The 17,579-nt window shown below is 75.7% G+C and carries 2 protein-coding genes; both read right to left on the bottom strand.

Annotated features, from left to right (window positions below; all coding sequences use genetic code 11):
* On the bottom strand, nucleotides 1-6,366 hold a 6,366-nt coding region (locus ABT342_RS23830), incomplete at its 3' end, for a type I polyketide synthase (protein ID WP_351577345.1).
* A gap of 12 nt (nucleotides 6,367-6,378) precedes the next feature.
* Complete coding sequence (locus tag ABT342_RS23825; protein ID WP_351577342.1) at nucleotides 6,379-17,457, bottom strand: SDR family NAD(P)-dependent oxidoreductase; 11,079 nt, start codon at nucleotides 17,455-17,457, stop codon at nucleotides 6,379-6,381.
* Nucleotides 17,458-17,579: the final 122 nt, after the last annotated feature.

Here is a 17,579-nt window from a genome sequence, read left to right as displayed (position 1 = left end):
CGGGGCCACCGGGCCCGCCGGGGCTGCCGCGTCTGCCAGCTCTGCCGAGGCCGCCGAGACCGCCGAGTTCGCCAGGTCCCCCGGGGCTGCCGGGGCTGCCGAGGCCGCCAAGCCCGCCAGGTCCCCCGGGGACGCCGAGCCCGCCAGGGCCGCCGGAGGTGCCGGAGCCGCCAGGCTCGCCGAGCCCACCAAGCCCGCCGTAGCCGCCAGGCCCGCCGGGGCCACCGAAGGTGCCAGGACCGCCGGAGGTGCCGGGGCCTCTTCCAGAACGACGTGGGCGTTCGTGCCGCTGACGCCGAACGACGACACCCCGGCCCGGCGCACGCGCGGGCCCCGCTGCCAGCCCTCGTTCTCCCGCTGGACCCGGATCGTCCCCGTCGACCAGTCGATCTCGGGGGAGAGTTCTTCCGCGTGCAGGCTGCGGGGGACGACGCCGTGGCGCATCGCCAGCACCGTCTTGATGACGCCGGCGACACCGGCGGCCGCCTGGGTGTGGCCGATGTTGGACTTCACCGAGCCGAGCGCCAGGGGCCGTTCGCGGTCCGCCCCGTACGTGGCCAGCAGTGCCCCGGCCTCGATCGGGTCGCCGAGCCGGGTGCCGGTGCCGTGCGCCTCCACCACGTCGATGTCGGCCGGCGACAGCCGGGCGTCGGCGAGCGCCTGCCGGATCACTTCCTCCTGGGCCGGGCCGTTCGGCGCGGCCAGCCCGTTGCTCGCGCCGTCCTGGTTGACCGCGCTGCCCCGCAGCACGGCGAGGACGGGGTGCCCCAGCTCCCGGGCCCGGGAGAGCGGTTCGAGGAGCAGCGCGCCCACTCCTTCGGCGAGGCTGAAGCCGTCCGCCCGCGCCGAGAACGGCTTGCACCGCCCGTCGGCGGCCAGGCCGCGCTGCCTGCTGAAGTCCACGAACGTGTAGGGGTCGGAGATCACGGTGACCCCGCCGGCCAGGGCCATGGCGCACTCGCCGCCCCGCAGCGCCCGTATCGCCAGGTGGATGCCCACCAGCGACGACGAGCACGCCGTGTCCACCGTGATCGCCGGGCCCTGCCAGCCGAAGAAGTAGGCGAGGCGCCCCGACAGCACGCTGGCCGAGTTGCCGAGCCCCTGGTAGCCCTCGACCCGGGCGGCCTCGCTCTCGAGGAGCGGCATGTACGACTGGCCGTTGGACCCGACGAACACGCCGACGCGGCTGCCCCGCAGCGCGTCCGGATCGATGCCGCCCCGTTCCACGGCCTCCCAGGCGACCTCGAGCATCAGTCGCTGCTGCGGGTCCATCGCGAGGGCCTCGCGGGGCGTGATGCCGAAGAACTCCGCGTCGAAGCCCGCCGCGTCGGTGAGGAACCCGCCGCGGTCGGCGTAGCTGGTGCCGGGGTGGCCGGGGTCGGGGTGGCAGAGGGCCTCAAGGTCCCAGCCGCGGTCGGTGGGCAGTTCGCCCGTGAGGTCCTGTCCGTCGAGGACGGCCCGCCACAGCTCTTCGGGCGAGCCGATGCCTCCCGGGAAGCGGCAGCCCATGCCGACGACGGCGATCGGCTCCGGTCCGGCGTCCTGTCCGGCGTTCTGTGCGGTCCCGGTCACCGGTGCGGTGCTCTCCTGGCGGGGGCCGGCGGCCAGCCGGGAGAGCAGGTGGCGGGCGAGGCGGGTGATGGTCGGGTGGTCGAACACCAGGGAGGCGGGCAGGCGCAGGCCGGTGGCCTCCGCGAGCCGCTTGCGCAGTTGCACCGCGCCCAGCGAGTCCAGGCCCAGTTCGGTGAACGCCCGCCGTCCGTTGACGTCCGTCGCGCTGTCGTGTCCGAGGACCGCCGCGGCGGCCTCGCCGACCACGGTGATCAGCAGTTCCTCCCGCTCCGCGGGCGACAGGCCCGTGAGCCGGGCGGCCAGTTCGGCGGCCGGGCCGCTGTCCGGCCCGGCGGGTGCCTCCGCGGGCTCCGCCGCCTCGCGCGCCTCGGCGATCTCCCCGAACAGCGCGGTCGGCCGGAGCGCGGCGTAACTCGCGGCGAAGGTGGGCCAGTCCACGTCGGACACCGCGACGGCGCTCTCGCCCGAGTCCAGTACGGACCGCAGTACCGTCAGCGCGCGATCGGCGCTCAGGCCGCGCAGTCCGCGCTGCGCCGCCTGCCCCGCGCCGCCGCGCGGGGCGTCGGGCAGGGCCCAGGGGCTCCAGGCCACGGCGGTGCTCGGGTGGCCCTGGGCCCGCCGGTGTGCGGCGAACGCGTCGAGGCAGGCGCTGCCGGCCGCGTATCCGGACATGCCCGCGCCGCCCCAGACACCGGCCACGGAGGAGCAGTAGATCTCCTGCTCCACCGGCCGGCCGTCGAGGACCCTGGCGAGGGTCAGGGCGAGTCCGGTCTTGGCGTGCACGGTGGCGGCGAAGTCCTCCGGGTCGGTCTCCAGGACCGGCCCGAACTTCAGGCGGGTCGCGGCGTGCACGACGGTGCTGACGTCGTGCGGGGCGGCTTCCACGGCGGCCCGTACGGCGTCCTCGTCCGCCGCGCAGCGGGTGACCGTCGTCCCGCCGTCCCGCAGCGCGCTCAGCAGTTCCTCGCCCGCCTCGCCCACCAGGACGAGGTGTTCGGCGCCGTTGTCGGCCGCCCACCGGGCGAGCCGCTGCCCGATCGGGCTGTCCGCGCCGGTGACGAGCACGGTCCCGTGCGGGCGCCGGACGTCGCCGCCCGCGACGGCGTTCCCGGCGGCGGTCGCGACGGCGTTGCCAGCAGCGGTCCCAGCAGCGGTCGCGGCGACGTTCCCGACGGCGGTCCCAGCAGCGGTCCCGGCAGCGCTCCCAACAGCGGTCCCGGCAGCGCTCCCAACAGCGGTCGCGGCGACGTTCCCGACGGCGGTCCCAGCAGCGGTCCCGGCGGCGCTCCCAGCAGCGGTCCCGGCAGCTGTCGCCCGCACCCGCACCAGGCGCCGCCCGTACAGGCCGCCGGTGCGTACGGCGAGGTGGTCCTCTGCCGCGTGGTGGCCCGCGAGGATGCCGGGCACGCGGGAGAGCAGGGCCTCGTCGGCCCCGGCGGCTCCGCCGGCGTCCCGCGGCAGGTCCAGCACGCCGCCCCAGCGCTGCCCGAGTTCCAGACCGGCGGCCCGGCCCAGGCCGTGCACGGCGGCCTGCGCGAACGAGCCCGTGCCGTCGTCGTCGGGTGTCTGTACGGCGCCCTGGGTGAGGCACCAGAGCGGCGCCACGACGCCGGTGTCGCCGAGGGCCTGAAGGAGCGTCAGGGTGGCGACCGCGCCGGCGGGCACGCCCGCCCGGCCGGGGTGGTCCGACTCGTCGGCCGCGAGCAGCGACAGCACGCCCCGCAGCCCGGTGGTTCCCGCCGTGGCGGCGGTGAGGGCCTCGGCGGCCTCGGCGCGGCTCAGGCCCGGGTCCAGGACGCATTCCAGCGGCGTGCCGCCGGCGTCGCGGAGCGCGGCCGTCAGCGGTCCGGCCCAGGCGGGGGCCGCGGCGGGGGTGACGACCAGCCAGGTGCCGTGCGCGTCGGCCGGTTCCGTGGCGGCCAGGGGCGTCCACGCCACGCGGTAGGTCACCTCGCCGGCGCCGCGGGGGGCGGGCGCCGCGGTGGACGTCCAGTAGTGCCTCCGCTGGAAGGGGTAGGTGGGCAGGCGGACCGGCCGCGCGTCGCCGAAGGCGGGCTGCCAGCGCACGTCCACGCCCGCGACATGGGCGCTCGCCGCGGAGGTGAGGAAGGACTCCGGGCCGGGGGCGCCTCGCCGCAGGGTGCCGACGGCCACGGCCTCGCCCGGTTCCCGTCCCTCCGCCTCGAGCGTCTCCTCGACCGTCGCCGCCAGCACCGGGTGCGGGCTGACCTCGATGAAGGCGTCGTGGTGCCCGGCGACGAGGAGGCGTACGACGTCGTGGAAGCGCACCGGCTCACGCAGGTTGCGGTACCAGTAGTGCGCGTCCAGTTCCTCGCCCTCCATGGGGCGGGAGGTCACCGTCGAGTAGAAGGGCACCCGTGCGCGGGCCGGGCGCAGGTCCCGCAGCGCCTCGGCCAGTTCCTCACGGACCTGTTCCATCTGCGCGGAGTGCGAGGCGTAGTCCACGTCGATGGTCCGGGCCCGCACTCCCCGGTCGGCGCAGCCCGCCACGAAGGACCGCACGGCCTCGGGTTCACCGGAGACGACCACGGAGGCGGGACCGTTGACCGCGGCCACCTCGACGGCGTCCCCGTACGGCGCGAGCAGCTCCCGTACGGCGGCCTCGTCCAGCGCGACGGCCGCCATCGCGCCCTGCCCGGCCGGCGACCGCAGCAGGCGGCTGCGCAGGACCACGAGCCGGGCGGCGTCCTGGAGCGTGAGGATCCCGGCGACGTACGCCGCGGCGATCTCCCCCTGCGAGTGCCCGGCCACCGCCGCCGGTTCCACACCGTACGAGCGCCACAGTTCGGCCAGGGACACCATCACCGCGAACAGCGCGGGCTGCACCACGTCGACGCGGTCGAGCCCGGGGGCGCCGGGCTCCTGCCGCAGCACCGCGGCCACCGACCAGTCCTGCCACGGGGCCATCGCCTCGTCGCATGCCTGGATCGTCGCGGCGAAGACCGGTGACCATTCCAGCAGGTCGGCGGCCATTCCCGCCCACTGCGAGCCCTGGCCGGGGAAGAGGAACACGGCCGGGTGCCCGCCCGATTCGACGGTTCCCCTGACGCGCGCCCGGCCGTCGGCCACCTCGCGCATCCCCTGCAGCGCGGATGCGCGGGAGCCGGCCAGGACCACCGCGCGGTGCTCGTGCCGGGCCCGGGCCGTGGCCAGCGACAGGCCGAGGCCGGGCAGTTCGACGGCCGTGTCGGCGACCACGGCGGACAGCTGCCGCGCCTGGGCGCGCAGCGCCTCGTCGGTCCGCGCGGAGACGACGAGCGGCACCGGGTGCTGCTCCGTCACCGCCCGCGGCGTCGCACGTTCCCCGGTCTCCTCGGGGTCCGTCCGGCGGATCTGGCCGGGCTCGGGACGCCCTGCGACTCCATCTCCCGCGTTGTCGTCAACCGGCATGGCTCGGGGCTCGGGGGCCTCCTGCAGGACGACGTGGGCGTTGGTGCCGCTGATGCCGAACGCCGACACGGCCGCGTACCGTGGCCGCTCGCCGCGCGGCCAGTCCCGCTCCTCGGCCAGCAGGGCGAGCGCGCCCGAGGCCCAGTCGGCGTGCGGCGAGGGCTCCTCGACGTGCAGGGTTCTGGGCAGCTTCTCGTGCTGGAGGGCGAGCACCATCTTGAGTACGCCGACCGCGCCGGCGGCGGCCTGGGTGTGGCCGATGTTCGACTTCGCCGAGCCCAGCCACAACGGCCGCTGTGCGCTGCGGTGCCGGCCGTAGGCGTCGAGCAGGGCGTGGGCCTCGATGGGGTCGCCGAGGGTGGTGCCGGTGCCGTGTGCCTCGACCGCGTCGACATCGCCGGGTGAGATCTGCGCGTTGGCCAGTGCCTGCTCGATGACCTTGCGCTGGGCCGTTCTGCTGGGTGCGGCCAGGCCGTTGCTGGCACCGTCCTGGTTGATCCCGGTGCCACGGATGACGGCGTGCACGGTGTGCCCGTCCCGCCGGGCGTCCGACAGGCGCTCCAGGAGGAGCACCGCGACGCCCTCGCCGAAGCCGAAGCCGTCCGCGCTCGCGCCGAACGCCTTGGAACGGCCGTCGGGCGCGAGGGCGCGCTGACGGGCGAAGTCGATGAACACCTCGGGTCCCGCCATCACGGCGGCGCCGCCCACGATCGCCCGGTCGCACTCGCCCCGGCGCAGCGACGCCGCCGCCAGGTGCAGGGCCACGAGGGAGGAGGAGCAGGCGGTGTCCAGCGTGATGGCGGGTCCTTCGAGCCCGAGGGTGTAGGCGATCCGGCCGGACGCGACGGACGGCGCCACACCCGTGACCGTGTAGCCCTCGGCGTCCTCGGCCAGGCCCTGGGCGTCGCCGTAGCCGTACCGGGCGACGCCGAGGAACACCCCGGTCCGCGTGCCGCGCAGGGAGTGCGGGTCGAGGCCGGCGTTCTCGGCCAGTTCCCAGCACGTCTCCAGCAGGAGGCGCTGCTGCGGATCCATCGCGGCGGCCTCGCGCGGGGATATGCCGAAGAACGCGGCGTCGAAGTCCCCCGCGCGCTCCAGGAAGCCCGCCTTGCGCGCATAGGTCGTGCCGGGGTGGTCGGGGTCGGGGTGGTAGAGGCCCGCCAGGTCCCAGCCCCGGTCGTCCGGGAAGCCGGACAGCCGTTCCTCGCCCGCCGCCAGCACGTCCCAGAAGTCCTCCGGGGTGTCGATCCCGCCGGGCAGCCGGCAGGCCGTGCTGACGATCGCGATCGGGTCGGCCTCCAGCTCGTGGATGCGCTGCCGGGCCGCTCGCAGGTCCAGGGTCGCCCGGCGCAGGTATGAAGCGATCTTGTCGTTGTCCGTCACTGTGTCGTGTCCTTACCTGTTCACCGCGGGCTGTCCGTTGTCGCCGAGCTCGCGACCGAGGGCCTCCAGCAGTTCGTCGAATCCGGCCTCGGCGAGATCCGTCTCCTGGGGGGACGGTGTGCCCGATGCACCGTCGTGACCGGTGCCGGAGCCGGCCGCGCCGGTCCGCAGGGTGGTCCGCAGAGTGGTCAGTACGCGGTCGAGGTGCCGGGCCAGTTCGGCACGCCGCGGCCCGGGTACGCCGGCCAGTTGGGCCTCCAGCCGGTCCAGTCCGCCCAGCGCCGCCGCGACGACGTCCTCGTCGTCGTGCGGGTCCGCGAACAGCTCGGAGCGGAGGTGGTCCGCCAGCGCGGCGGCGTTGGGGTGGTCGAAGACCAGGGTCGAGGGCAGGGCGAGCCCGGTGGCCTCGGTCAGGCGTTTGCGCAGGCGCAGGGCGCCCAGCGAGTCGAAGCCGAGTTCGCGGAAGGCCGTGTCCACCGCCACCGCGCGGGTGTCCTCGTGTCCGAGGGCCGCGGCGGCGTGGGAACGCACCAGACGCGTCAGTTCGTGGTGCTGCTCGGCCGGCGGCCGTCCGGCGAGCCGGTCGCGCAGGGCCGCTCCCCCCGCGGGTGACGGCGGCGCGGACACGGCGGACCGGGCTCCCGGGACCGCGTCGAGCAGCGGTCGTCGCCTCAGGGCCGCGTACGTCTCGGTGAACCGCGGCCAGTCGACATCGGCGACGACCACGGCGGTCTCGTCGGCGGCCAGCACCGTCTCGAGGGCCTCCAGCGCCCGGTCGCCGGGCATGGGGCGCACGCCCTGGTCCCGGAGCCGGGCGACGGCCTGCTCGTCGCCCGTCATGCCGCCTTCCGCCCACAGTCCCCAGGCCACGGATGTCGCGGTGAGGCCCCGGGCGCGGCGGTGCTGGGCGAGGGCGTCGAGGTAGGAGTTGCCGGCCGCGTACGCCCCCTGCCCGGCGCTGCCCCATACGGCGGCGCCGGAGGAGAAAAGGAGGAAGAGGCTCAGGCCGGGGCAGGCGTCCTGAAGGTTCCGCGCACCGTGCACCTTGGCGGCCAGGACCTCCCGGAACTCCTCGCGGGTCATGTCCCGCAGGGCGGTTTGCTGGTTCAGTCCGGCCGCGTGCACCACGCCGGTGATCGTCGCGCCGTCCGCGCGCAGCCCGTCGACGAGCCCCGCCACCGCATCGCTCGCGCTGATGTCGCAGGCGTGGACGGTGACCCGGGCGCCGAGCCCGGTGAGCTCGGCGACCAGCGGGGCGATGCCCGGTGCCGCCTCGCCCCGGCGGCTGACCAGCGCCAGGTGCTGGGCGCCCCGGGCCGCCAGCCGGCGTGCGGTGAGCGCGCCGAGGCCGCTGGTGCCGCCGGTGACGAGGATCGTCCCCTCGGGCACGACCGCTCCGGCGGCGTCCGGTGCCCGGTCCGCGTCCGGCGCGGCGGGCAGCAGCCGGCGCGCGAACACGGCGCGCGACCGGACCGCGAGCTGGTCCTCCGTGCCGGTCAACGCGCGGGCGAGAAGCGCGCGCTCCGCCTCTGTCGCCTCCTGCGGCAGGTCCACGAGGCCGGTGTGGCGCGCGCCGCGTTCGAGCGCGGCGCTCTGGCCGAGACCCCACACCTGCGCCCCTGCCGGGCAGGTCACGGGGTCGTCCGCGCCGGTGCCGACCGCGCCGCACGTCGCCAGCCAGACGGGCGCGTCGGTGTCCGCCGCCTCCAGTTCGCGCAGGAGGTCCAGCGTGGCCTCGGCTCCGGCGTCCGCGTCACCGACGGCCAGCAGCGAGAGCACCCCCGCATACGCGCCGGACCCGGCCTGGGTGGCGAGGGCGTCGCGGACGGCAGCGGTCAGCGTGTGCGGATCGTCGAGCGGGACGGTCACCGTGTGGAGCAGGGCCCCGTGTTCGGCGAAGGCGGTGGCCGCGGCGTCGTGCCAGGCATGCCCGGCGGGGTGGGCGTCCGTCGGGGCGGGCAGCAGGAGCAGCCAGCGTCCGGTAGGGCCAGCGGGTCCGGCGAAGGTGCCGGTGGTCTCCTGCCAGCCGACGCGGTAGCGCCATCCGTCGTCCGCGCGCGACGGCCCGGACGCGTCGGACGCGTCGGGCAGCAGCCAGAACCGTTCGTGGTCGAAGGGGTAGGTCGGCAGGTCGGTCGGCTCGCCTTCGCCGAGCACGGCCCGCCAGTCCACCGAGACACCGCTCACGTGCGCCTCGGCGAGAGCGGCCAGAAAGCGTCCGGGCGTGTCGTCGTCACGCTGTACGGAGCCCACCACGGCGCTCGTGTCACCGAGTGTGTCCTGCATGCTCCCGCTGAGCACCGGATGGGGGCTCACCTCGATGAACGCATCGTGGCCCGCCGCGGAGAGCTCCTCGATCGCGGCCTCGAAGTCCACGGTGCGGCGCAGGTTCTCGTACCAGTAGCCGGCGTCCAGCTCGGGGCCGTCGGCGAATGCGCCCCGCAGGGTGGAGTAGAGGGGCACGTCGGCACCGCGCGGGGCGATGCCGGACAGCGGAGCGGTGATCGCTTCTCGCAGGCGTTCCACGTGGGAGGTGTGGGAGGCGTAGTCGACGGGGAGCACCCGCGCGTCGATGCCCGCCCCTGCGCAGTGCTCCCGCAGGCTGTGCACCGCCTCGGGGTCACCTGCCACCACGACGGCGTCGGGGCCGTTGACCGTGGCGAGCTCCAGTCCGGGCGCGGCGGTGCGCAGCAGCTTGTGCGCGTCCTCGCGGCCCAGGCGCAGCGACAGCATGGCGCCGTGGCCGGCGAGTTCGGCGAGCGCACGGGCCCGCAGGGCCACCACCCGCGCCGCGTCCGACAACGACAAGGCGCCCGCGACATGGGCCGCCGCGATCTCCCCCTGCGAATGCCCCACCACCGCGTCCGGCTCCACACCACACGCCCGCCACAACCGCGCCAACGACACCATCACCGCGAACAGCACCGGCTGCACCACATCCACCCGCTCCAGCGACGGAGCACCCTCCACACCACGGATCACCTCCAGCACGGAGAAACCCGCCACCTCCGCGAGCGCCTCGTCGCACTCCTCCAACGCCTCGGCGAACACCGGGACTTCGAGCAGCCCGCGCCCCATCCCCACCCACTGCGACCCCTGACCCGGGAACACCCACACCACACGACGACCACCACCACCACCGGTACCGGTGAGGGTGCGCGGCGTGGGACGGCCCTCGGCGAGGGCACGCAGGGTGGCGGTGGCGTCCTCGATGTCGCGTACGAGGGCCACGGCCCGCCGGTCGAAGTGCTGCCGTGCCGCGGTGAGGGTCCGGGCCACGTCCCGCAGCGGAATGTCCTGGTGCAGGCTCACGTGGTCGGCCAGGCGTCGGGCCTGGGCGGCCAGGGCGGTGTCCGTACGCGCCGACAGCACCAACGGCACGACGCCCCCGGCGTCCAGCGAACCACCGGAGGACTCCGTCTCCCGGCCCGCCGAAGGAGGCGGCTCCTCCACGATCAGATGCGCGTTCGTCCCACTCACACCGAACGCCGACACCCCCGCCCGACGCGGACGACCGTCACGCGGCCACTCGCGCGCCTCGCGCAACACCTCCACCGCACCCGACGACCAATCCACATGCGGCGACACCACATCCGCGTGCAACGTCCCCGGCAACACCCCATGCCGCAACGCCAACACCATCTTGATCACACCAGCCACACCCGCCGCCGCCTGCGCATGCCCGATATTCGACTTCAACGAACCCAGCCACAAAGGCCGTTGAGGATCACGCCCTTGCCCGTACGTCGCCAGCAACGCCTGCGCCTCGATCGGATCCCCCAGCACCGTCCCCGTCCCATGCCCCTCCACCGCATCCACCTGATCCGGCGTCAGACCGGCAGCGGCCAGCGCCTGCCGCACCACCCGCTGCTGTGAGGGGCCACTGGGGGCGGACAGGCCGTTGCTGGCTCCGTCCTGGTTCACCGCACTGCCCCGCACCACCGCCAGCACCTGATGGCCGTTGCGCCGCGCGTCCGACAGCCGCTCCAGCACCACGAGCCCCACGCCCTCGCCCATCCCGAAGCCGTCGGCGTCGGCGGAGAACGCCTTGCACCGGCCGTCGGCGGCCAGTGCGCCCTGCCGGGAGAACTCCGTGAACACCTCCGGGCCCGCCATGACCGACACCCCGCCGGCCACGGCCAGCGAGCACTCCCCGTCCCGCAGCGACCGGGCTGCCAGATGCAGCGCGACCAGCGACGACGAGCACGCCGTGTCCACCGTCAGCGCGGGACCCTCAAGACCCAGCGCGTACGCCACGCGGCCCGAGGCGACGCTGGCGGTGCTGCCGGTGAGCAGATAGCCCTCGACCTCGTCCCGGCCCTCCACCGGTCCGGACGCGTATCCCTGGTGCGACATGCCGACGAAGACCCCGGTGTCGCTGCCGCGCAGGGTCTGCGGCCGGATGCCCGCCCGTTCGAACGCCTCCCAGGTGACCTCCAGGACCTGGCGCTGCTGCGGGTCCATCGCCAGCGCCTCGCGCGGGGAGATCCCGAAGAACGCCGCGTCGAAGTCCCCCGCGCCGTCGAGGAAGTTGCCCATGGGGCGGCCGGCGCCGGTGCCCAGCACCGCGCGCCGCTCCCAGCCCCGGTCGTCCGGCGCCGCGGCGGCCGCGTCGCGGCCCGCGGCGACGAACTCCCACAGGCCCTCCGGGGAGTCGATGCCGCCGGGCAGCCGGCAGGCCATGCCCACGACGGCGATCGGGTCGTCCTCGCGCGGTGCGCCACCGGTCGGCCGCTCCCCCGGCCCCGCCTCGGGCTCCGCCCCGCCGAAGAGTTCGGCCTCCAGCCGGGAGGCGACGGCGCGGGCGTGCGGGTGGTCGTACACCAGGGTCGTGGGCAGGCGCAGGCCGGTCGCGGCCGTGAGCCGGTTGCGCAGTTCGACGGAGGCCAGCGAGTCGAAGCCGAGTTCCAGGAACGCCCGCTCCGGAAGGATCGGTTCCGTATCCCGGTGTCCGAGCACCGAGGCGGCGTGCTGCCGCACCAGCTCCAGCAGCGCGCGCTCGCGCTCGGCGGCGGGCAGGTCCGCCAGGTCCGCGAGCGGCGTCCCGGCCGCGCCGTGTTCACGACGCAGTGCCTCCCGCGCGTCCCGGGTCTCGGGCAGCGCGTCGAACAGCCGGGTGGGCCGCTGCGCGGTGTACGCGAGGAGGAAACGCTCCCACTCGATCCCGATGATCACCGGGCAGACTTCCGCCCGGTCCAGTGCCGTCTGGAGGGCGTCGAGGGCCTCTCGCGGAGCCATCTCGACGACGCCGTGCCGGCGGAAGCGCTCCGCCACGGGGCCCTCCGCCATGCCGCTGCCGGCCCAGGTGCCCCAGGCCACGGAGATCGCGGGCAGCCCGTCGGCGCGCCGCTGCCGGGCCAGGCCGTCGAGGTAGGCGTTGCCGGGGGCGTAGCAGCCCAGGCCCGGCGCGCCGAACGCGGAGGCGAACGAGGAGAACAGGACGAACGCGGTCAGGTCCGCGCCGGCGGTCAGTTCGTGCAGGTGCCTGGCGCCCAGGGTCTTGGCGCGGCCGGCCTGTTCGATCCGTTCCCCGGTGAGGGCGTCGAGGGTGCCGTCGTCCAGCGTGGCCGCGGTGTGGAACACCGAGGTGAGCGGCTGGTCCGCGGGCAGGCTGCCGAGGAGCGAGCGCAGGGCGTCCCGGTCGGTGATGTCGCAGGCCGCGAGGGTCACCGCGGAGCCGAGCGCACGCAGTTCGGCGGCCAGCTCGTCGGCGCCCGGGGCGCCGGGGCCGCTGCGGCTGGTGAGAACGATGTGCGGGGCGCCGCGGTGGGCGAGCCACCGGGCGACGTGGCGGCCGATGCCACCGGTGCCTCCGGTGACCAGCGCCGTGCCGGTGGGCGTCCAGGTGCGCGGCGCGGCCTTGGGCCGGGGAGCGGCCCGCTTCCAGCGGCGCGCGAACACCTCCTGCGCCCGCAGGGCGACCTGGTCCTCGCCGCTCTCGCCGGTCAGCACGCCGGCGAGCGAGCGGGCGAGCTCGGCCGTGGAACCGGCGGGCACGTCGATCACACCGCCCCAGAGATCGGGGTGTTCGAGGGCGATGACGCGCCCCAGCCCCCACAGGGCCTCGCGCGCGGGGTCGCCGGGGCGCTCGTCCGGCGCGGTGACCTGGACCGCTTCGGTGAGGCACCACAGCGGGCCGTCGAGACCGGAGTCGACGAAGGCCTGGGCGAGGACGACGGTGTCGCCGAGCGACGGCAGGCCCAGAGGCGTGCCGGTGCCGGTGCCGACAGCGACGCCGGTGCCGGTGCTGACGCCAGTGCCCTCGCCCTTCCCGTCCGCGCCCTTCCCGTCCGCGCCCTTCCCGTCCGCGGCCTTCTCGTCCACGCGCTTCTCGTCCGCGCGCTTCCCCTCCACGGCCTGCTCGTCCACGGCCAGCAGGGACAGCACCCCGACCCGGTCCGTGCCCTCGGCGGCGCGCCGCAGGGTCCGCGCCAGTTCCGCCCGCGACGGCGCGGCGGTGAGCACGAGGTCCGACACCGTCGCACCGGCCGCTTCGAGGGAGGTCCGCGCCGCCCGCGCGGCCGGGTCGGCGGCCCCGTCGTAGCGGACGACGAGCCAGTTGCGCGGGCCCGTCGTGGAGGGCTTCGGGGCGGGTATCCGCTGCCAGTCGACGCGGTAGCGCAGCGCGTCGGCCGCGTCGTGCTCCGCCCCGCCGGGCGCGGCGGGCGCGTCCGGCGCGGGCTCCCACCAGAAGCGCTCCGGCTGGAACGGCGCGGTGGGGAGCGGAACCGGGCGGGCCGGGACGCCGAGGAACACCGAATCCCAGCGCACGGGTACGCCGGCGGCCCACGCCGTCGCCAGGGCGCGGGCGAAGTCCTCCGGCTGCCCGTGGCCACGGCGTACGGTCCCGGTCGTGAGCAGGTCCGCACCGGCCGCGTGCCCGGTCTCCTCGATGGCGGTGGTGAGCACCGGGTGGGCGCTGAGTTCGATGAAGGCCCGGTGTCCCTGGTCCGCGAGCGCCCGCACGGCCGGTTCGAACCGTACGGTCTCGCGGAGGTTGCGGAACCAGTAGGCGCCATCCAGCGCCGTGGGTTCGGCCCAGTCGCCGGTCACCGTGGAGAAGAAGGGCACGGCGCCGGGCAGCGGCTCGATCTCCCCCAGTTCCTCGTGCAGGGCGGCGCGGGCGTCGTCCATGTGCGCGGTGTGCGACGCGTAGTCGACGGGCAGGCGCCTGGCCCGTACGCCGTCGGCGTCGAGGGCGGCGACGAGGTGGTCCAGGTCGTCGTCCGGCCCGGCCACCACCACGGAGCGCGGCCCGTTCAGCGCGGCGGTCTCCAGGCGGCCGTCGTAGCGGGCGAGCCGGCGCGTCAGGTCGGCGGGGGTGGTGGCGACCGCGACCATGCCGCCGCGTCCGCGCAGCCGGCCGATGACGCGGCTGCGGACGGCCACCAGGCGGGCCGCGTCGTCGAGGGACAGGGCCCCGGCGACACAGGCCGCCGCGATCTCCCCCTGCGAGTGCCCGATGACCGCGGCCGGTTCGACGCCGTGGGCCCGCCACAGCGCCGCCAGCGACACCATCACCGCGAAGAGGACGGGCTGCACCACGTCGACACGGTCGGTGGAGAGTTCGGCGTCGGGCCGGCCGTCCGCGGCGGCGGCCTCCGCGCGCAGGAAGGGCAGGACGAGGAAGTCCAGATGCGGCTCCAGGGCGCGGGCGCACTCGTCCATGGCGCGCGCGAACACCGGTGAGGTGTCGTACAGCCCGACCGCCATGCCCGCCCACTGCCATCCCTGGCCGGGGAAGACGAAGACGGGCGCGGACCGCGGCCGGGCCGTGCCCACGACGGCGTCCTGGATGTCGCCCTCGGCCAGCGCGTCCAGTGCGCCCAGCGCCTCGGCGCGGGTGTCCGGCACGAACGCGGCCCGGTGGCGCGCCGCCGCCCGGGTGGTGGCCAGCGAGAAGGCCACGTCCGTGGCGGTGTGTCCGGGGTGCTCGCGCAGGTGCGCGGCGAGGCGGCCCGCCTGTGTCCGCAGGGCGGCCTCGCTGTGCGCCGACACGGCCCACGGCGCCACGACGGGGGCGCGCCCGTGGTCCGGTCCCGCGCCGCTGTCGCCGGACGGGCCGGTCTCCTGCGGCGGTGCCTCGACGATGGCGTGCGCGTTGGTGCCGCTGATACCGAAGGACGAGACGCCCGCCCGGCGCGGCTGCGCCGCGTCGGGCCATGCGACGGGTTCGTTCAGCAGCCGTACCTCGCCCTGGGACCAGTCCACTTCCGTGGAGGCGCGGTCGGCGTGCAGCGTCCGCGGCAGTGTGCCGTGGCGCATCGCGAGCAGCATCTTGATGACGCCGGTCACGCCGGCGGCGGCCTGGGTGTGGCCGATGTTGGACTTCGCCGAGCCCAGCCACAGCGGACGGCCGGCGGGGCGGTCCGTCCCGTACGCCTCGATCACGGCCTGGGCCTCGATCGGGTCGCCGAGCCGGGTTCCGGTGCCGTGGGCCTCGACCACGTCCACGTCGGCCGCGGACAGCCCGGCCTGGGCGAGCGCCTGGCGGATCACCCGGACCTGGGCGCGGCCGTTGGGAGCGGACAGGCCGTTGCTCGCGCCGTCCTGATTGACCGCCACGGAGCGGATCAGGCCCAGGACGGGATGGCCCAGGCGCCGGGCGTCGCTCAGCCGCTCCAGCAGGAGCACTCCGGCGCCCTCGGCCATCCCGAAGCCGTCGGCGTCGGCGGAGAACGCCTTGCACCGGCCGTCGGGGGCGAGCGCGCCGAGCCTGCTGAAGTCGAGGAGCATGCCGGGTGTCGGCATCACCGTCGCGCCGCCGGCCAGGGCCAGGTCCGTCTCCCCCGCGTGCAGGGAGCGGCAGGCGAGCTGGAGGGCCACGAGCGAGGACGAGCAGGCCGTGTCCACGGTGACGGCCGGTCCCTCCAGGCCCAGGGTGTAGGCGATCCGCCCGGAGGCGACGCTGGTGGTCGTGCCGGTCACCAGATAGCCGCCCGTGTCCGTGCCGCCGTCGGCGAGGCGCGGACCGTACTCCTGCGCGATGACGCCGGTGAACACTCCGGTGGGCGTGCCGCGCACCGTCTCGGGGGAGATGCCGGCCCGTTCGAGCGCTTCCCAGCTGACCTCCAGCAGGAGCCGCTGCTGCGGGTCCATGGCCAGTGCCTCGCGCGGCGAGATGCCGAAGAAGTCCGCGTCGAAGTCGGCGGCGTCGTGCAGGAAGCCGCCGGAGCGCTGGCGCACCGTGCCGGAGCGTGCCGGGTCCGGGTGGAGGAGCGCCTCCAGGTCCCAGCCGCGGTCCGTGGGCAGGCCCGCCACGGCGTCGCCGCCGCCCGAGAGCAGTTCCCAGAACTGCTCGGGGGTGCGTACCCCGCCGGGCAGCCGCAGGGCCATGGAGACGACCGCGATCGGCTCGGCCTGCGTGTGGCCGGCTCCCGGCTCCCGCTGCTCGGGGGCCGGGGACGCGCCCGTGCCGCCGTGCGGTGCCCGCGGGCGCAGCTGGTCGCACAGCGCGTCGGTGAGGGCCTGTGGGGTGGGGTGGTCGAAGAGCGTGGCGATGCCGATGTCCTGGCCGATGGCCGTCGCGAGGCGGTCGCGCAGCTGCACCGCGAGGACGGAGTCGAGGCCGAGTTCGGCGAAGGTGAGCGAGCCGTCCGCGGCCGTGACCGCGGTGCCGGTCACGGCGGCGGTCTCCGTGTGCACGAGGCGGGCCAGCCGCTGCCGTATCGCGTGCTCCGGCGTTCCCGGGGGGATGAGCCGCGGCCGGGCGGGTGCGGCGGCCGGTGCGCCGAGGTCCCCCGCGGCGGGCGGGAGTTCGGGCAGGGCGGCCCGGCGGTCCGGCCCGGCGCCGGGGAAGGCGGCCGTCCAGTCGACCTCCACCCCGTGGGTGTACGCCTGTGCCGCCGCGGTCAAAAAGCGCCGCATCCCACCCTGGCCGCGTTGCAGCGTGGGGAGCACCGCGCGGCCCGTGCCCGCAGCGTCGAGCGTCTGCCGCACGGCGGCCGCGAGGACGGGGTGCGGGCTCACTTCGACGAACACGCCCGCCCGGTCCTCGGCGCAGGCCCGCACCGCGCGTTCGAACTCCACGCGGCCGCGGAAGTTGTGGCACCAGTAGTCCGCTGTCAGTTCGCGGGTGTCGACGGCGGCGCCGGTGAGGCTGGAGTAGAAGGGGACGGCGCCCGCGACCGGCGTGAACCAGTCCAGCGCCGCGCGCAGTCCGCCCGCGACCTCGTCCATCTGCGGGGAGTGCGCGGCCATCGAGACGCCGATCACCTGGGCGCGGACCCCTTCGGCGGTCAGCTCCGCCACACAGCGCCCGATCGGGTCGACGGCTCCGGCCAGCAGCACCGAGCGGGGGCCGTTGATGCCGGCCAGGACGAGGTCCGGGCCCCAGGAGGCCAGCCGCTGCGCGATCTCGTCGGCGGGCAGGGCCACCGACGCCATGTCTCCCTTGCCGACGAGGGGCATCAGCTCCCTGCTCCACAGCGCCACCGCGCGGGCGCCGTCCTGGATCGGCACGCCTCCCGCGGCGTGGGCCGCGGCGAGGTCGCCCATGCTGTGTCCCACGACGGCGTCGGGTGCGACGCCGAAGGAGCGCCACAACTCGGTGAGGGCGGCGCTCACCGCGTACAGGGCGGGCTGTACGACCTCGACCCGGGGTGCGGCGCCGGGGGCGGCCGCGGTGTCGAGCGCCTCGGTCAGCGACCAGCCGGACTCGGCGGTGAAGACCTCGGCGCACCGCGCCATGGCGTCCGCGAACACCGGGGACTCGCCCAGGAGTTCCGTGGCCATGCCCGGCCACTGGGATCCCTGGCCCGGGTAGACGAACGTGACGGGCGCCGTGGCGGACGCCACGGCGCGGGTGACCGTCACGTGCGGGTCGTCGTCGGCGACCGCAGCGAGGCCGTCGAGGAGTTCCTCGCGACAGGAGCCGACGATCACGGCCCGGTGCGGCAGGCGGCGGTCCTGGCGGGCGAGCGCGGCGCCGAACTCGTCGACGCCGGTGTCCGGCCGAGCGCGCAGGTGGGCCAGCAGCCGGCGCGCCCATTCCCGCAGCGCGCCGTCGTCCGCTGCCGAGAGAACCCACGGCCGGGCCGCCTCTTCGGTCGCCGCGGAAGTGTTCTCACCTTGACGGGGGCTGCCGTTCACACCTGACTCCTAGTCGTCCGCGCATTACCAGGGAGCGGGCTGTGCAGAACACGCCCGCGGAAATGCCGACCGCATCGACTGCGACCTGTCCGGCGGGGTACTCAAGAAAGGGAAAGAAACAA

The organism is Streptomyces sp. NPDC000410 (genome assembly GCF_040300305.1).
GTDB lineage: Bacteria > Actinomycetota > Actinomycetes > Streptomycetales > Streptomycetaceae > Streptomyces.
Note: the sequence above shows the minus strand (reverse complement) of the source record. Positions and strands in the feature narration are given on the sequence as shown.